The organism is Fredinandcohnia onubensis, assembly GCF_002734215.1.
Lineage (GTDB): Bacteria > Bacillota > Bacilli > Bacillales > Bacillaceae_L > Ferdinandcohnia > Ferdinandcohnia onubensis.
The window spans coordinates 12,808-28,651 of sequence record NZ_NSEB01000005.1 but is presented as its reverse complement, the minus strand read 5'-3'; the positions used below and the strand labels follow the sequence as shown (position 1 = coordinate 28,651).

The window sequence follows — 15,844 nt, the reverse complement described above, 5'->3', positions numbered from 1 at the left end:
CTTTTCTCTATTATTTCAAATCCTGTTCAAATTGTTTAAATATCATATACCGCTGCAATCCCCGCGTTTTCTCATACGCCTTCTGAATCTCAACGATATACTCCTCCTGATGCCCAGCTTTCTTCGCAATTCCGGCTGCCAAAGCATGCTTCATCCACTCTGTTTTCACCTGTTCACGAAGCTCATCAGCCCGCTCTATTTTACCTTCCTCAATCGCAACAATCGCTTGATAATAGTATTTATATCGCGGAGGTTGAATCTGCTCAATGTCACTTTTCGCTCGTAAAATATCATCCTCATACAACGCATATAAGGTTTTAAACATCGCCTGACGAGCAGGCTGTTTATATTTTCGAAGCAAAATCTCCGTCGCTTCCTTCACATCCTGATCAATTCGATTACCCATCCCATAATAAAGCTTAAACAACGGATTTTTCCTTTTCTTTTCTAAATAGCACTCAATCTTTTTCACATTCTTCTCTAAATAAATCGGATACACAAATAAGTAGAGTGATAAGCTAAAAATCACGAATATGCTAATCACCACGCTAACAGGTCCCCTTATATCAAAGACCGCCAACACAATGCCCAAGAGGAATGCAACGACAAACAAAACTATGAACCTCATACACTCTCAACCCCACTACATTACTATGTTTGGATAATTGTACCTTATCCCTCGAAAAAGGGAAAGAACCCCATAAAAAAAACCAATCATGTCGTTTCCCATGATTGGCGGGACGAGGGTACATTTTCATTGTCCCGGCTTTCATAGATTTGCTTCAACATCCGCTTTCCGCGAAAAAGCTTATTTTTCACAAACGAAATATCTTTACGCAAAAGGTCACTAATTTCCTTGTAGCTATAATCACTAAAATAATAGAGAGATAGTGTTTGTTTGTAATCCTTAGGTAAAGCTTCGATTTGTTGGTAGAGCCTCTCTCTCTCGAATCTTTCTAATATTTCGTTCTCAACCATTTCATTGGCCGAATATCGCAAATCCTCCATCTCATCAATCAAGACAGTCTCTTTTACAACCTTACTCCGAAGATAGTCAATACATTGATTACGTGTGATTTTATATAACCATGATTTCAATTTAGACTGTTCTCTAAACGAATTCAATTTTAAGAAGATCTTCAAAAAAACTTTCTTGCATAATATCATCCACAACTGCCCAATTTCGAACATATCGAAAGGCCACGTATCGTAATTCTGTTCCGTAATTCGTAATGATTTCTTCAATTTTATGTTCCGCCATTTTTCTCACCTTATTGTGTGGGACACGGGACCTGTCCCCGCGACCCGTTTTTGCGGGACAAGGGACCTGTCCCTGTGTCCCATTAATTATTGATTTCGTAAATGTATAGTTTGTAGTCTTTATTTTGGTCTTTTTGGTTTTTGACAACAAGTTTTCCTTCGTATAGTGACTGTCCTGTGTTTAAGTCACTGATGACGAGTGGATATTTTCCATCAACTGAGCTAATGATATAGATTTTTCCGTTTTGCAACTTGATAAAAGGTTCATGCTCACCCTTGTCATGTTCCACTTTAAATAGTTGCTTTTCGCCCCAGCTGTCTTTTTCAATATTATACTGATTCACTTCTATTCCATTTGGGGTTGGGTTTGGAATATATACGGTATTATCATAGAGAGTATAGGAATCAATGCCGTATCCTCGTTCTTCCGGACTAATATCCAGCTTCTTCAATTCATTGGTCTCTATGTTATAGACCATGATTTCATCTGCAATGATTTTGGGTTCACCCGTTTCCACCGCTTCCTCATATACAGGCTCTTCATGGGCGTATACTTGGAACAACAGATATTTTTTCGGTTCAACTGAATAATATTCATCAACGACTCTTATATCTGACCATCCATTCTCAATCTTTGGAGATCCATATATGGTTTCATCACTAACGGCCTTTTTGTCCAAGTCAATTGTATATACATTTAGAACCTCACCGCCTTCAGCGCGAAATCCTCTTGCGATGACCTTAATTTCGTTATTGAATAATTGGACATCCATCACCTCGACCCATTGATAGTTCTCTTTATTAGGAACATCCAACTCCATTGATGTCGTTTTATCTGTTTTTGTATCTAATATTTCAATGTTGAAATACATATCCTTTGAAACATTTCCATTGCCTTCCACATTTACATACACAACAAAATTCTCATCTGCATATAAGCTATTTGCTAAGTATTTTTTTCCTCTCATAAAATGGCTATACTTTTCTTTTAGCTGATTAAAAGCAGGTACCGTACTCGTCCCTGTCAATTGTTGAATGAACGATTGGTTACTTAAATCAATCGTTTCATCTTTCGAAATTAGCAAAGAGTGATGGATATTATTACCTCCAAGGTCTCCGTTAATCCGTATATTCTCTACTTCTTTTTCATTTCCACTTACTTTTTCGATGCCGATTACAATCTTTTCAGCAGCCAAACTAGAGTTTATATAAAAAGCGCCAATCACAATCACCGTAACTAAACTAACCGTGATTATTTTCCAATATCGTTTCATGCTTTTCGACCTCCTATCATACCCTTATTTTTTTGTTCATGAGGTAATTTCCGATCCAAATTGCCCCAGCTAGGGTAAGTAAGCATGTACCAAGTTCCATATAGAACAATTCATTCGCATAAAAATAATTACCTAAGATAAATTCATTCACTAATATCGGTGCAAAAAAGACTAAAATGGATACTGCGGCATAAAGGATCCCGAAGAAAATCCCTTTTAATCGATATGAACGTTCAAATAGAATCGCTGTAAACACGACACATACCGCTACAATCCCAACACCGTATATGAGAATAAAGTCTGCAATTGTCATCGGGAATAAAACACCCAAGTAATAGTGGTTGGAAATTGTGGAAATTGAAAAATCAGTACGAAACTCATCTGGAACCAACCATTTTATAATCTGCATTTCAACCGGAGCCAAAATTAATTGTAAGGCAATGAGACCTAAAACAAGGAGTAAAACCGTTGTAGCCTTCGCCAAGTAAATATTCAATCTTGCAGTTGGTAAAACGAGCAAACGATAACTAAATGTGTTCTTTCCAAGCCAGTCTCGGTACCAAATAAAGAACACATAGATTAGTAATGTGACACCAGCTAGCACAATCGGCCCCAAAAACCACAATGTCTCCGAAAAACGAAAAATAGTCATTGTGCCATATTGTGAGATAAAATCACTCTTTGATAATAAATCTTCATATATCGCCTTGTTCGCACGGCCTACATATCGTCTGGCTTCAAATATAACGCCCACCATTTGACATAGCACCGTAATCCCAAATAAAATAAGATATAGCTTTAAAAATCGAGTAAACTCGAAATTGACTAGTTTCAAAAATCGATTCATGCTCTATACACCTCTCTCATCACATCGATGACCGATTTCCCCTCATTCTCCCTGACTTCTTCGGTATCGAATTCCCTTAACACGACGCCATTATCTAGCAACACGACTTTATCGATTAAATGCTCGATATCATTGATTTCATGGGTTGTAATGATCACACCACGGTCCTCAATTAAATGGCTTGTAAACACATCCGCAATCTGCTCTCGGCTAAAAATATCAATCCCCGAAAAAGGCTCATCCATTAAGACATAATCGACATCCAATGCCAGTCCAAGGATCAAGTTTACCTTTGCCGTATTTCCCTTTGATAAATCCGAGATTCGCTCCGTTTCTTTTAATCTAAAAAATTTGAGTAGTTCCTCGGCGCGTTTTTGATTCCATGAGTCATAGAAATCTGCCATAAACGTGAATGCTTCGTGAATTTTCATTTGAGGCAGCATCGTAATCGTATCTGGGATAAACGTAATTTTTTCATAACTGCCCTTATGAATTTTTTCACCATTAATGAGAATTTCACCACTATTAATTGGAGTTAGATTCATAATCGCCTTCATAATCGTTGTTTTTCCAACCCCGTTAATCCCAATCAAACACGTAATCTTCCCTTTTTCAGCAGTGAAGTTTACGCCGTTTAACACAGTCTTCCTACCAAACTTCTTGGTTACGTTCTTTACTTCAATCACCAAGATCCCCCCTATTCCTTTTCGTACTCTTGTTCGACTATTTTCAATGCCTCTTCTAATGGCATATTAATTGACCGAACTGAATGAATAAATGTGGTAACTGCGTCCAATACCAATTCCTCACGAACCATCTTCAACACTTGTTCATCCTTTGTAATGCGACTAGGTAAATTTCCCTCTGTAAAAATCAACCCTTGTTCCTCCATTTCTTTATACGCACGCTGAGCCGTATTTGGATTTATCTTCAATTGATTCGCTAACTCTCTCCTTGACGGAATCTCCTGACCTGGTTCAAAGAAGCCTTTCGCAATTTGTTCCTTAAAGAACTGAATGACTTGAACATATACAGGATCCCGATTATTAAACTTCACATCCATAGACCCAACTCCTAAAAAAATTTATCCCCTGTATCAAAGGGTTAATACACCAAACTCAAAAAAAAGCTTATTTTGACGACTGTATTAAACACACCATACAGCTGTGATAAAAAAATTCCATGGTGTATCAATCAGTTAGTACACCTTATGAATGTATTATATGGTTAATACACTTTCACTGTCAACATTAAAAAAGAAAAAAATGTAAACAAACCCATTGACCAACAGGAACAAATGTTCTATTATGAAAGTAAGAAAAAGGCCAACCATGTTGTGACCATGATTGGCGAAGAATTGAAGAATCACTGGAGCATCATCTATCTCTAGAGGAACCTTTTTGAAATGACGACTGAGGCTGCTTATTGCGAGGTACATGGATAGTGGGGATATGGAAACTTTTCATATTCTATTTCTCTTTTTTACAGTTCTCAAATTACAACACCTTCCTTTCTAAAAGACGATTGAGTTGTAAAAGTCTTTCATTATAGTTTTGATCAATCTGATCCATACGTTCTCCAATTTGGCCTTGTAATATTTCTAGATGTAACGCAATACCCATAGCAAGCTTATTCAGCTTATCGTTAATTGTCTTAATCTCATCATTGTTCATACATACACCTCCTGCTACTCAGGCATCAAGGATCGTTAATTTTCTACAAGCTCCCTAGGCTTTCCGCCAAGAAATTTGACAGAGTCTGCTAACACTTCAGTCACATACACCCTTTTGCCCTCATTGTTTTGATAGTTCCGGGTTTGAATTCGTCCTGTAACACCTAGAATGGAACCCTTTTTACAATAGTTTGCCGTATTTTCCGCAGTTTTCTGCCAAAGTGTACAGTTAACAAAATCGGTGTTAATTTCACCACCCGCATTTTTAAAATTACGGCTTACCGCTAGTGTCACATGCGCTACAGCTTTCCCGTCCTGGGTGTAACGCAAATCAGGATCGCGGGTCAATCTTCCAACTAAAATAACTTGATTAATCATATGCTTTCCCCCTTAGTTAAATCTAACAGGGCTATCATACTTCATGATTCGACAGAGGTAAAATTAGGAAAAATAAATTATTCCCATGATGACTTTATAAAAAATTAGATTTCTCTACACCTCTTTTAAGTTTTTAATTGTAAATAGAATTAAACCCAACAATTATCTAAGATTCTACAAATTTTTTTAAAAAGGGACACAACTTTCAGATTCATTTCCCCTTCTTCTACATATAATAACCAAGTAAATATGCTATAATTTAACTATCTTTGTTAGTACGAACGATTTATAAGGGGGTCAGGTAAATGAAAACGTTTAAGTTGGTGTCACTTAAAGTTCTTCATCAGGACGAACAACCGGATCGGGTCGAGGATATTCCGTTGATTGATGGATTAATCATTAATCGGGAGGATGGAGAAAACCGTTGGATTGTGGAGGCTTTTATTGAAAAACCGTATAAGGCTATTTTCGAAAAAGCAAAACAAGCCCAAGAAAAGCTTAATCTCCAAGTAACCATTTCAAAAAAATCAAATGATCCTGCCCCCTTATTGGGTGAAGTAAAGATCATTAAGGAAATGGAGAATAGTGTGAGTGTCCTTTTAGACGGAAACTTAGTTCCAAATCGACTCAACATGGCTGAGCTTGTACTAACCGACCTTATTAAGCAAGGCCTAGAAGGCGAGGGCCTGCTAACAGAATTTAAAAACAGAATACAAGAAAAGAAAAAGACCATACAAAGTTAAATAAAAAAGGCAGGACATGATCCCGCCTTTTCTCACTTTTATAGAGACTTATTTGCCTCCACCTGTACCGTTTGTACCACCATTGTCTCCGCCAGTACCACCGCCAGGAGCCATTTCATTGTCACCTAGATTATCGTCGTCATCTTTACCTATGTCTAGGTCACCATCGTTATTGTTATCTCCGATTCCGTTACCGTCACCGTTTGTACCATTGTTGTTCATGTCATTGTCGTTGTTATTCAAGTCATTATCGTTGTTGTTCATGTCATTATCACCAGGAACGACATCTTCCTCCGGAGTCACATCATTATCCAGGTTATTGTTGAAATCCTCACCAGGTGTTTCTAGTCCATCATCCTCTGGAGGCGGATCTTGATCATCGGCATTACAGCCGGTTACTAATAACACAGCAAGTAGTGATCCCATTAGCTTTAAGAACCATTTTTTGTTCATTGCAAATTCTCCTTTCTGTTTTCTTTTAAGTATTTTTGTGACCACTTGGTCTTGGCTTAGCTTTCCCCGAAGTTTACAAATGTATCAAAGAAATTACATTTTTTTTTTGGCCAAATAAAAAAACCAGATGATCCCTCTCATCCGGTTTCTACGTTAATCTTTATTCTGTTTTTTCACCTAGTGCAAACATAATTTCCGTTTCGCAAACAAGCTCGCCGTTAACAGTTGCAATCCCTTTTCCTTTGCCGATAGAGCCTCTAAGACGTGTGATCTCGACTTCTAGACGAAGTTGGTCTCCAGGTACTACTTGTCTTTTAAAGCGGCAGTTATCAATTCCAGCAAAGAAAGCAAGTCTGCCTTTGTTTTCTTCTTTTTTTAGCATGGCTACTGCCCCAACCTGTGCTAATGCTTCTACAATTAACACACCTGGCATGACTGGGTATCCTGGAAAATGCCCGTTAAAAAATTCCTCATTTGCCGTTACATTTTTAATGCCTAACGCTCGTTTGCCGTCTTCCATTTCAAGGATGCGGTCGACTAGTAAAAATGGGTAACGATGCGGAATGATTTCCTTGATTTCATTGATATCGTACATCTTACAATTTCCTCCTCTATGTAAATAAGGACTTACTGAATAAAGTCAGTATCTTATGCCTATTATAATACAAGTGTTGTGGAAAATGGAAACTTCGTCGGGAAAACCGAAAATTTCTACCCATAAAAAAAGAAGGCATAGGGCCTCCGATTTATTTTTCTGCATCCTTATTTACAATGTCAACAATATGCTGCCATGTTTCTTTTTTCAAGGCATCACTTGGCTTACCATCCCCAATGACTCCGTAACCCACAACCACACCGATTAAAATGCTGGCTGCAAAAAGAACAACGACAAGCAAAAGTCGTACCCAAATCGGAATTAAGCGGATTCGAATTTTTGGTTCGCGCTTTTTCTTAGGTTCTTTTTCCGTATTCTTTTGTTCGTCACGCGTTTTTCGAAAATCCTCGCGTGATTTTACTTGTGTATTGTTTAGTTCACTAGTCACTGAGATTACTCCTTATCTATAGGGTGTTCCAAGATTTGCGATTGTCTGCCTTAAATTATAGTATTCCGTAGGTTTCTATTTTTATCAATCGTACCTAATCAAATATGTCAAGGCGTATTTGCGCCCGATTGGTTCACGCTGAATAAAGTTATCGTAAACCGTTCACAAGCCCCATCATTTGGTCTGAGATGGAGATTGATTTTGCATTGAATTGGTAGGAACGTTGCGTCAGTAGTAGATCTGACATTTCGGTTGTTAAATTAACGTTCGACTGTTCAAGTGCTCCTTGTTGCAGACTTACTTGTTCACGTAATGCTCCTTGAAGAGAAACGAATACGTCATCCGCTGCGATTCCAAGCTCAGCTAAATTTGGTAACGCAAATTGATTTTGACCTACTGCTTGAAGAAGCTGTGGTTTTTGCATTTCTACAACGGACAGATTAAATCGTTGCGGTGCACCTATTTCAGGGACAACCGTTATCTCCCCGTTTGCTGAGATCTGAATTTCCTTAAAACGATCAATAAACGCAATTGGTTCTCCGTCTTGATCGAGTACAGGATTACCACCGCTTGTTACAAGAGCAACACGATTTGTTCCGTCATTAGTTGGTGATAAATAAAGCGCTCCATCCCTTGTGAATCGAGGAACTTGAACCCCATTTTCATCCACTACTATTTGTAGAAATTGATTTTCCTTAGTAAAGGCAATATCAAGTGCACGGTCCGTTGTTTTTATCGCACCTTGGGTCATCATCATATTTGTAGAACCGAGTTTTGCACCAACACCTACGCGAACACCATTTGGGGTCAAGCGGCCTTCTTCCTGCGCAGCAACTGGTTGGTTATTAAACTGTTGGGTTAACAGCTCACTAAAGTTTACCTGGCGTTTTTTATAACCGGTCGTGTCAGTATTGGCTAAATTATGCCCAATGGTATCAAGCTGTTTTTGTAGCTGACTCATCGTATTAGTTGCTGTAATCATCGAGCGCATCTGAAGACCTCCCTACCATTTTTTATATGTCTAGCTCCAGGTGCCATCGGCTCTAGTTAATAAGCCAATAATCCGGCACGCATAGCGCTTTTCTTATAATCTTCCAATCTCGTTAACCGCTTTGTCCATACTCTTATCATACGCCTGAAGAACTTTCTGGTTGGCTTCAAATGTACGGTATGCTGTCATCATTTCCGTCATTGCCTGTGTTACATCCACATTTGAGCCTTCAAGAAATCCTTGCTTTAGCGTGTATGACACTTCAGGATTTACCGTTGCATTAGGTAACGCCAAACCATCATTCGTACGGTATAAGCCACTTCCCTCTTTAATCAGGTTTTGTGGGTTTTCTGAGTAAGCTATGCCAAGACGCGTTTGGGCTAGCCCATTTACAAGAACACGGCCATCCGAAGTAACCTCAAATTGATTACTATCGACCTGAATTCGATTTCCATTCTCATCTAATACGTAAAAGCCTTCATTTGTCGTTAAAGAACCGGTTGGGTCAACCGTGAAGTTTCCATTTCTCGTGTATCTCACATCACCGTTTGCATTTTGAACTGCAAAAAACAAAGAGCCCGGTTTGTTAGTCTCAGGGTTGATCGGTAAATTTCCGTCCATTAATGCCACATCTGTGGAGAGTCCTGTTTCGCGGATATCTCCTTGCTTGAACAGTGGAATCATTTCTTGCATATACACGCCTGTATTCAGTCCACCAATCGTACTTGCTGTCCGAAGAGTCCCACCATTTTTAGCAGGACTTTGTACACCCTCAAGACGTTGCATTAACATTTCAGGGAAAGCACGTAATGAACCTTGGTCCACTTTGTAGCCAGGTGTATTCGCATTAGCAATATTGTTTGTTAACATTTCCGTACGACGCTGTCCAGCAAGCATTCCAGATGCTGCAGAATAAAATCCACGTAACATAGACTCACCTCATTTTTCTATCCGAACGTAATACTACTTTTATTATAGTAGGAAATTCCTATTTCTTCATCTGTAAATTTTAGCCACGTAATAAAAATGTTGAAATGTTAGAAAGGACCTGCCGAGTCGGAAAGGTCCTCAATTACGTATTTTAGACTAATTTTCTTCGTGGAAGCTTGTCCAAGTTTTCAAGCATGACGCCTGTACCGATTGCGACACATTCCATTGGGTTTTCAGCGATTAACACAGGTACACGCAATTCCTCAGCTAAAAGCTGATCGATACCGTGAAGCAATGCTCCACCGCCCGTTAAAATCACACCGCGGTCAATGATGTCTGCAGAAAGCTCAGGTGGTGTACGTTCAAGTACACTTTTCGCAGCTTGTACAATTGCAGAAACCGGCTCACGTAGGGCTTTTTCAATCTCACCAGATTTAATTGTAAGTGTGCGCGGTAAACCGGTAACCATGTCACGGCCACGAATGTCAATTTCTTCATTACGTGATTCCTGGAATACTGTAGCTACTTGTATTTTAATATTCTCAGCTGTTCTTTCACCGATTAATAGCTTGTACTGACGCTTAATATAGCTTAGAATTTCCGCATCAAAAGTGTCCCCAGCCATTTTAATCGATGAGGCGGTGACGATATCGCCCATTGATAGTACAGCCACATCTGTAGTACCACCGCCAATATCAACTACCATATTTCCGCTTGGTTGGAAAATGTCCATGCCTGCTCCAATCGCAGCCACTTTTGGTTCTTCCTCAAGATAGATTTTCTTCCCACCGCTTTTTTCAGCTGCTTCCTTAATTGCCTTTTGCTCAACAGAAGTAATATTCGTTGGACAACAAATAAGGATTCTTGGTTTTGAAAGAAATCCTTTTACATTCAACTTATTAATAAAATGCTTTAACATAGCTTCTGTTACATCAAAATCTGCAATAACTCCGTCTTTTAAAGGTCGGATCGCAATAATATTACCTGGTGTACGACCCACCATGCGTCTTGCTTCTTCACCAACGGCTAAAACTTTTCCAGTGTTTTTATCTAATGCCACTACAGATGGCTCGTTTAATACAATTCCTTTGCCTTTTACGTGTATGAGCACGTTTGCAGTTCCTAGATCAATACCGATATCCCTAGCTAACATTTGAGTAACTTTCCTCCTTGCATTTTAAACAAAAATGCATCTATTTTCCTAATAATATATTGTATCACAATTTACCATATAAAATAGATGTTTTGTAATTTTTTTGTAGTAAAATGTCGTAAATGCAAGAAAGAAAGTCACAGGCATGTTATTTCACTGGTTCTTCTTGTAGCTCTTCCTCTTTTTTGTACTTTAGCTTTGTCGCTTCTCCACCCCGTAAATGTCGTATTGATTTATGATAATCAAGGATTTCTTTTACTTCATTTGCCAATTCGGGATTGATTTCAGGTAGCCTTTCAGTTAAATCTTTATGGACAGTACTTTTGGAAACGCCAAATTCCTTCGCAATGACGCGAACTGTTTTTCTTGTCTCCACGATATACTTTCCAATCTTGATAGTTCGTTCTTTGATGTAATCGTGCACACTACTCGCCCTCCCTATATGGATGTGAGAAGTGTGAAATGAGACGCGTTCATGCTTCAACGAAGAAGATGTAGTATTTGAACAATATTCGGCATATGTTTTGCTGGAACTTTGAAGACGGTCTACGCCCCCTCACCTCAAACACTCTCTTTGTTAGGTTTGTAACCATTTTATTAGCTTGGTTGAGGGATTATGCTATAAAAGTCAAGAGGGACAAGGGTTTTATCAAAATATTTTTAAAAATGGCTTGTTCTACCGATTGAGACAGGCTATTTTTAGCCATTGGACAACCTGTTATCTTAAAAATGATTCTGATTATTTTCTGTTGCCTGAAGCAGATCACCCCAAGTTCGTTTTCCTCGGCTTTTAAAATGATGAAGGAGTTCGACAAAAAGATAGGCTGTCGTTAAGGCATCACCTGTTGCCGAATGACGATCATACATTCTCGTTCCAAAATTCTGGGCGTATCTGTGTAGATCCCGCATATCATAAGACGGGGAAATATAACCGATCAAATCTAACGTATCAATCGTCGGCATTCGCCCTAAACTAAATTTTTCCCGTTTCAATTCACTTTTTAGCGCAACAATGTCAAACGATACATAATGTCCAACCAAACAATTGCTGTTGTGTTCTTTTATAAAATGAAAAAGACTTTTGATTCCTTCAATAGACGTGGGAGCGTTTTCGACCTTTTTATTTGTGATTCCTGTCAATTCGATTATTTCCTGAGAAATTTGTCGTTTTGGGTTTATAAACGTATGAAATTGTTCCTCTTCACAAACCCTCAATCCATTTACCTGGACAGCCGCAATTTCGATTAAACGATCGACAGACAAAACCCGAAACCCTGTCGTTTCTGTATCCAAAACTGTAAACGAAATCTCCTCAATTGGAGTTGATAACGGTATTTCCTTATGAAGTTGCTGAAAAAGTGGTTTTCTACCAAAAAACACAGACTCCCTCCTTTCATATTTGGAAGTGGGCATTTACTAGAGTTTGAATCTCTTTTAATATTTTCACACTTAAAATGAGTTCTTCTTTTTCCTTCGTTGTTAAGTGGGAAAAATGAAGAACCGATGTGAGTTTCTCCTTGTTTTTATATTGACGCCACCTTTGTCTTACAAAATTCCGCATCACATCTGAAGCAGCCGCTTTTACATCCTTTCCAAAACTAGCACTAAATGCCTTCTTCTCTACTAATCTATCGATTCTCTCAAATGGCGTACCCGAGATGATTCCATATTCAACCGAAAGAATTTGCAAGCAATGGTGGTATGGAAATAAAATTTCTTTTTTAATATCCAACTGCTTTCGCTCCAATTTAAAAAGAGCACGAATTGGATAGTCTAATGAGGGAATGTGATGATCTTGTTCGTGTAGGCGATACAAAAATATTTTGGCATTTTTCATTTGTTGAAGAAGTCTTGCTTCAAATTCCTTATGAAGTTTCTCATCTCCATATAAATAGCGATACGAAAAGAAGTTCTGAGCGAGAAGCATATTCTGATTAGTTGCCGTTGTCCTCCATGTTTGAACCCTGCTCATCCACGTTTCCAATGATCCTCGCCAGCTTGGATTGCTCGCCATCATCTCTCCTAAACAGCGTTCATACCCCGCTTTCTCTAATAAATGAACGATTTCTGCTCCTAATCTTGAAAAATAATTCTCTATCTCTGGGCTATTTTTATCATAGACTAGAAAATGGTCTTGATCGGTTAACAAAAATTGCTCTTCACGGCCCGCGCTCCCCATTTGATAAAAGCAAAAGGCAGTAGGTGGAAGGAGCCCTTCTCGTTTTGAGAGTGCTTCAATGGCCATCTCTATACATCTCTTCACAAGCCGGTCATATAGTCTTGTCACGCTATCGAGTACTTTAAAAATGGGTACGTCGTCCTGTAATAGAGTATCAATAACGTCATAAATGGCCATTTTTACAGAAGGTAACGTTTCATGGGTTGCAGCTTCAATTGTCTTAATCGTTCTCATCATGCTGTCCTTATTGTGCCTTAATACATTTGAAAGTGTGATAATTCCTAGGATTTTTCCATTCTCCACAACTGGTAAATGTTTAACTCCGTTTATGAAAAAAGCGGAAAGTGCTTCATAATAATAGGCATATTTTGAAATGGTAATGGGGTTTTTCGTCATCACCTCAGATGCAAGTGTGTTTCCATTTTTCTTTTCAGAAATAACTCTTGAAACGAGGTCACGCTCTGTGATAATTCCTAGCAACTTATTCTTTTCAATGACAAGGACAGAGCTTGTGCAATGCTCAGTCATTAGTCTTGCTGCAACGCTCATGGCTGTACTAGAGTCCACCGAGACGAGTTTTTTTGTCATGATATCCTGCACTCTTCTGATGAAGGTACCATTTTCCTTCGCCATTTTCCTAAGCGTTATCTGCTCTGCTAAAGAGCTATAGATTTCTCTTAGACGAATAGCAAGCTGAGTAAAAAGGTAATGATGGAAATGTTGATCATGTAGGCGTTTTTCAACGACATGAATCGGGATTAATAAGCATTGTCCCGCTTCGGTTGCCATCACACCCACCCGATACTCTAGGTGGGGTTTTTGCTCGCCAATTAAATCCGCAATACTGGAAAGCCCAATCAATTCGCCTGGTTTTAAAATTTCGAGAACCTCCCGATTATCAGGTGGTCCAACAAACACTTCCGCAACGCCAGAAAGCAGCAGAAGTAATCCCTCCCGCTGCTCATTGGCATGAAACAATAAATCTGATTCCATATAATTTTTTTGCTGGCATAAGGATAATAATTGTATCGATTCTTCTCGTGACAACCCATGAAAAAGCGGATGATCTTTTACCATTTTATATAGCTGTTCCATGTTTTTTCCCTCTTTTAAAACGGCCCTACGGGATTTCCCGCAGAACCGTCAGTTGATTTTTATAAGGCTAGGCTATCTTAAGCCTCATCTTTAAGCCAAACATCACCATCTTTGTATACCATTTGTTCAGGGTAACGCATATCGACAACTTCGTCCTGCTTAGCTTGCGATGGCGCCTCGGTCATGAGTGAAACAATAATGTTTCCTAAGAAACCAGCTGCTGCCCCAAAGATCCCTGCTCCTGTATCGATAATGCCAAGAATTGTGAAGCCACCGTATTTCGCCGCAAAAATATATGTTAACACGACTACTAATCCGATGATCATTCCAGAGATAACACCTTTTGCGTTCGAACGCTTCCACCATACTCCAAGAACGAGCGCCGGGAAGAAAGTACTAGATGCAATTGCAAAGGCCCATGCCACGATTTGCGTAATGGCTCCTGGAGGATTTAACGCAACCAATCCTGCGATTAAAGTTGCAATCGCAATAGACCAACGTGCAACACTTAAGCGATTTTTCTCTGATGCATCCGGCTTTAAGACACGATAGTAAATATCGTGAGCAAATGACGAGGAAAGGGAGATCATCAATCCACCCGCCGTTGATAATGCTGCCGCCATTGCACCTGCAGCCATTAATCCGATAACAAACACTCCAAGGTTTGCAATTTCAGGTGTCGCCATAACGACGATATCATTCGCAATCGTCATTTCTTGCCACTGCAAGATTCCGTCACCATTCGCGTCCGCAAGTTTTAATAAACCTGTATCAATCCAACTTTGCGTCCAATGAGGAAGCTCCGACATTTTTTGACCAGCAACCTGTGTCATTAGAATGAAACGTGAAAATGCTGCATATGCAGGAGCTGATAAATATAATAATCCGATGAATAAAAGCGCCCAAGCTCCTGACCAACGAGCAGCTTTCATCGTAGAAACCGTATAGAAACGAACGATAACGTGTGGAAGTCCAGCCGTACCACACATTAACGTAAACATTAATGCAAGGAACTGCCATTGTGAACCTGTTGCAAACGGTGCAAAGTATTCGGTAAAGCCAAGTTGACGATCTAACTCGCCAATTTCCTCAACAATTTTTCCGTAAGATAACCACGGCAGCGGATTGCTTGTTAATTGTAAGGAGATAAAAATAACCGGAATCAAGTATGCGACAATTAACACGATGTATTGCGCTACCTGTGTCCATGTAATCCCCTTCATTCCACCCATTGCTGCGTAAAAGGCAATTAACACAACCCCAATCATTGTTCCAACCTTAGCATCAATTTCAAAAAGACGCCCAATTACAACTCCTGATCCAGATAACTGGCCAATCGAGTATGTAAAGGAAATAATGATTGTACAGATTGCAGCTACAATACGAGCCGTATGGCTGTCAAAACGATCCCCGATAAATTCAGGTACAGTGTATCGGCCATATTTTCGAAGCTGTGGCGCTAGGAGGAAAGTTAATAGTAAATATCCACCTGTCCACCCCATAATATAGGCAAGACCGCCATAACCAAGGGCCATGATCGTTCCGGCCATTCCAATGAATGAAGCAGCACTCATCCAGTCTGCCCCAATCGCCATTCCATTGTAGACTGGCGGTACTCCACGCCCTGCTACATAAAAGTCCGAGGTTGCCCTTGCTCGGTTGAAGATGGCAATCCCAATATAAAGAGCAAATGACGCTAAAATAATAATTAATGAGACCAGAAATTGCGTATCCAAATTTCCTCCCCCTTTAGGTTCAAATATAGGCACTACATTTAAATCGAAAACTGCCTGTTTTTTATCAATTTGTATAGTTTTATAGGTTTG

General features: G+C 39.3%; 20 protein-coding genes. 1 reads left to right on the top strand and 19 read right to left on the bottom strand.

Annotation, left to right across the window (positions count from 1 at the left end; genetic code table 11):
* Window positions 1–10: 10 nt before the first annotated feature.
* The 9 genes from CKK03_RS06740 to ssb form a co-directional block, all read right to left on the bottom strand.
* Entirely contained in the window at window positions 11–628 is a 618-nt protein-coding gene (locus tag CKK03_RS06740; RefSeq protein WP_142354003.1) for a hypothetical protein, read from the bottom strand.
* 86 nt (window positions 629–714) lie between these two features.
* Window positions 715–1,167 (bottom strand): RNA polymerase sigma factor, encoded by a 453-nt coding sequence (locus tag CKK03_RS06735; RefSeq protein ID WP_245864048.1) that lies wholly within the window; start codon window positions 1,165–1,167, stop codon window positions 715–717.
* On the bottom strand, window positions 1,112–1,261 hold the full coding sequence (locus CKK03_RS23640) for a hypothetical protein (protein ID WP_180271184.1): 150 nt from the start codon (window positions 1,259–1,261) through the stop codon (window positions 1,112–1,114). Before CKK03_RS23640 ends, CKK03_RS06735 begins: the two co-directional genes overlap by 56 nt.
* 82 nt (window positions 1,262–1,343) lie before the next feature.
* Window positions 1,344–2,534, bottom strand: a complete 1,191-nt coding sequence (locus CKK03_RS06730; protein WP_099361860.1) for a hypothetical protein — start codon at window positions 2,532–2,534, stop codon at window positions 1,344–1,346.
* 16 nt (window positions 2,535–2,550) lie between these two features.
* Window positions 2,551–3,381 (bottom strand): hypothetical protein, encoded by an 831-nt coding sequence (locus tag CKK03_RS06725; protein ID WP_099361859.1) that lies wholly within the window; start codon window positions 3,379–3,381, stop codon window positions 2,551–2,553.
* Window positions 3,378–4,067: an ABC transporter ATP-binding protein gene (locus CKK03_RS06720; protein WP_099361858.1), complete on the bottom strand. Its 690-nt coding sequence runs from the start codon at window positions 4,065–4,067 to the stop codon at window positions 3,378–3,380. Before CKK03_RS06720 ends, CKK03_RS06725 begins: the two co-directional genes overlap by 4 nt.
* Window positions 4,068–4,078: 11 nt before the next feature.
* A complete protein-coding gene (locus CKK03_RS06715; RefSeq protein WP_099361857.1) occupies window positions 4,079–4,444 on the bottom strand; it encodes a GntR family transcriptional regulator in 366 nt (121 codons plus the stop codon).
* A gap of 433 nt (window positions 4,445–4,877) precedes the next feature.
* Window positions 4,878–5,054, bottom strand: coding sequence for a hypothetical protein (locus CKK03_RS23635; protein WP_180271183.1), 177 nt, complete (start codon window positions 5,052–5,054; stop codon window positions 4,878–4,880).
* Window positions 5,055–5,089: 35 nt separating this feature from the next.
* The gene (ssb, locus tag CKK03_RS06710; RefSeq protein ID WP_099361856.1) at window positions 5,090–5,431 is read right to left on the bottom strand and encodes a single-stranded DNA-binding protein; all 342 of its coding nucleotides are present in this window, start codon (window positions 5,429–5,431) and stop codon (window positions 5,090–5,092) included.
* A gap of 305 nt (window positions 5,432–5,736) precedes the next feature.
* On the opposite strand from ssb, the gene CKK03_RS06705 reads away from it, so the two are divergent.
* Entirely contained in the window at window positions 5,737–6,174 is a 438-nt protein-coding gene (locus CKK03_RS06705; protein WP_099361855.1) for a YwpF-like family protein, read from the top strand.
* A gap of 48 nt (window positions 6,175–6,222) precedes the next feature.
* Here the strand turns inward: CKK03_RS06705 and CKK03_RS06700 are convergent, their stop codons facing one another.
* The 10 genes from CKK03_RS06700 to CKK03_RS06655 all read right to left on the bottom strand — a co-directional run bounded on the left by CKK03_RS06700 (window position 6,223) and on the right by CKK03_RS06655 (window position 15,754).
* A complete protein-coding gene (locus CKK03_RS06700) occupies window positions 6,223–6,627 on the bottom strand; it encodes a hypothetical protein (protein WP_180271182.1) in 405 nt (134 codons plus the stop codon).
* Between the two features lie 160 nt (window positions 6,628–6,787).
* Window positions 6,788–7,222, bottom strand: a complete 435-nt coding sequence (gene fabZ, locus CKK03_RS06695; RefSeq protein WP_099361854.1) for a 3-hydroxyacyl-ACP dehydratase FabZ — start codon at window positions 7,220–7,222, stop codon at window positions 6,788–6,790.
* 151 nt (window positions 7,223–7,373) lie between these two features.
* Window positions 7,374–7,670 (bottom strand): DNA-directed RNA polymerase subunit beta, encoded by a 297-nt coding sequence (locus tag CKK03_RS06690; protein WP_099361853.1) that lies wholly within the window; start codon window positions 7,668–7,670, stop codon window positions 7,374–7,376.
* A 148-nt stretch (window positions 7,671–7,818) separates the two neighbouring features.
* Entirely contained in the window at window positions 7,819–8,661 is an 843-nt protein-coding gene (locus CKK03_RS06685; RefSeq protein ID WP_099361852.1) for a flagellar hook-basal body protein, read from the bottom strand.
* A gap of 93 nt (window positions 8,662–8,754) precedes the next feature.
* Entirely contained in the window at window positions 8,755–9,591 is an 837-nt protein-coding gene (locus tag CKK03_RS06680; RefSeq protein ID WP_099361851.1) for a flagellar hook-basal body protein, read from the bottom strand.
* A 151-nt stretch (window positions 9,592–9,742) separates the two neighbouring features.
* A complete protein-coding gene (locus CKK03_RS06675) occupies window positions 9,743–10,744 on the bottom strand; it encodes a rod shape-determining protein (RefSeq protein WP_099361850.1) in 1,002 nt (333 codons plus the stop codon).
* A 148-nt stretch (window positions 10,745–10,892) separates the two neighbouring features.
* The gene (gene spoIIID / locus CKK03_RS06670) at window positions 10,893–11,168 is read right to left on the bottom strand and encodes a sporulation transcriptional regulator SpoIIID (RefSeq protein ID WP_010677153.1); all 276 of its coding nucleotides are present in this window, start codon (window positions 11,166–11,168) and stop codon (window positions 10,893–10,895) included.
* 299 nt (window positions 11,169–11,467) lie between these two features.
* A complete protein-coding gene (locus CKK03_RS06665; RefSeq protein WP_099361849.1) occupies window positions 11,468–12,124 on the bottom strand; it encodes a 3'-5' exonuclease in 657 nt (218 codons plus the stop codon).
* A gap of 13 nt (window positions 12,125–12,137) precedes the next feature.
* The gene (locus CKK03_RS06660) at window positions 12,138–14,018 is read right to left on the bottom strand and encodes a DUF294 nucleotidyltransferase-like domain-containing protein (RefSeq protein WP_245864045.1); all 1,881 of its coding nucleotides are present in this window, start codon (window positions 14,016–14,018) and stop codon (window positions 12,138–12,140) included.
* A 77-nt stretch (window positions 14,019–14,095) separates the two neighbouring features.
* Complete coding sequence (locus CKK03_RS06655) at window positions 14,096–15,754, bottom strand: sodium:solute symporter family protein (RefSeq protein ID WP_099361848.1); 1,659 nt, start codon at window positions 15,752–15,754, stop codon at window positions 14,096–14,098.
* Window positions 15,755–15,844 lie beyond the last annotated feature (90 nt).

Excerpts from the sequence above, each read along its gene's own strand:
- CKK03_RS06740 (WP_142354003.1), bottom strand. The coding sequence starts at position 628 with ATGAGGTTCATAGTTTTGTTTGTCGTTGCATTCCTCTTGGGCATTGTG.
- CKK03_RS06735 (WP_245864048.1), bottom strand. The coding sequence starts at position 1,167 with ATGATATTATGCAAGAAAGTTTTTTTGAAGATCTTCTTAAAATTGAAT.
- CKK03_RS23640 (WP_180271184.1), bottom strand. The coding sequence starts at position 1,261 with ATGGCGGAACATAAAATTGAAGAAATCATTACGAATTACGGAACAGAA.
- CKK03_RS06730 (WP_099361860.1), bottom strand. The coding sequence starts at position 2,534 with ATGAAACGATATTGGAAAATAATCACGGTTAGTTTAGTTACGGTGATT.
- CKK03_RS06725 (WP_099361859.1), bottom strand. The coding sequence starts at position 3,381 with ATGAATCGATTTTTGAAACTAGTCAATTTCGAGTTTACTCGATTTTTA.
- CKK03_RS06715 (WP_099361857.1), bottom strand. The coding sequence starts at position 4,444 with ATGGATGTGAAGTTTAATAATCGGGATCCTGTATATGTTCAAGTCATT.
- CKK03_RS23635 (WP_180271183.1), bottom strand. The coding sequence starts at position 5,054 with ATGAACAATGATGAGATTAAGACAATTAACGATAAGCTGAATAAGCTT.
- ssb (WP_099361856.1), bottom strand. The coding sequence starts at position 5,431 with ATGATTAATCAAGTTATTTTAGTTGGAAGATTGACCCGCGATCCTGAT.
- CKK03_RS06705 (WP_099361855.1), top strand. The coding sequence starts at position 5,737 with ATGAAAACGTTTAAGTTGGTGTCACTTAAAGTTCTTCATCAGGACGAA.
- CKK03_RS06700 (WP_180271182.1), bottom strand. The coding sequence starts at position 6,627 with ATGAACAAAAAATGGTTCTTAAAGCTAATGGGATCACTACTTGCTGTG.
- fabZ (WP_099361854.1), bottom strand. The coding sequence starts at position 7,222 with ATGTACGATATCAATGAAATCAAGGAAATCATTCCGCATCGTTACCCA.
- CKK03_RS06685 (WP_099361852.1), bottom strand. The coding sequence starts at position 8,661 with ATGCGCTCGATGATTACAGCAACTAATACGATGAGTCAGCTACAAAAA.
- CKK03_RS06680 (WP_099361851.1), bottom strand. The coding sequence starts at position 9,591 with ATGTTACGTGGATTTTATTCTGCAGCATCTGGAATGCTTGCTGGACAG.
- CKK03_RS06675 (WP_099361850.1), bottom strand. The coding sequence starts at position 10,744 with ATGTTAGCTAGGGATATCGGTATTGATCTAGGAACTGCAAACGTGCTC.
- CKK03_RS06660 (WP_245864045.1), bottom strand. The coding sequence starts at position 14,018 with ATGGAACAGCTATATAAAATGGTAAAAGATCATCCGCTTTTTCATGGG.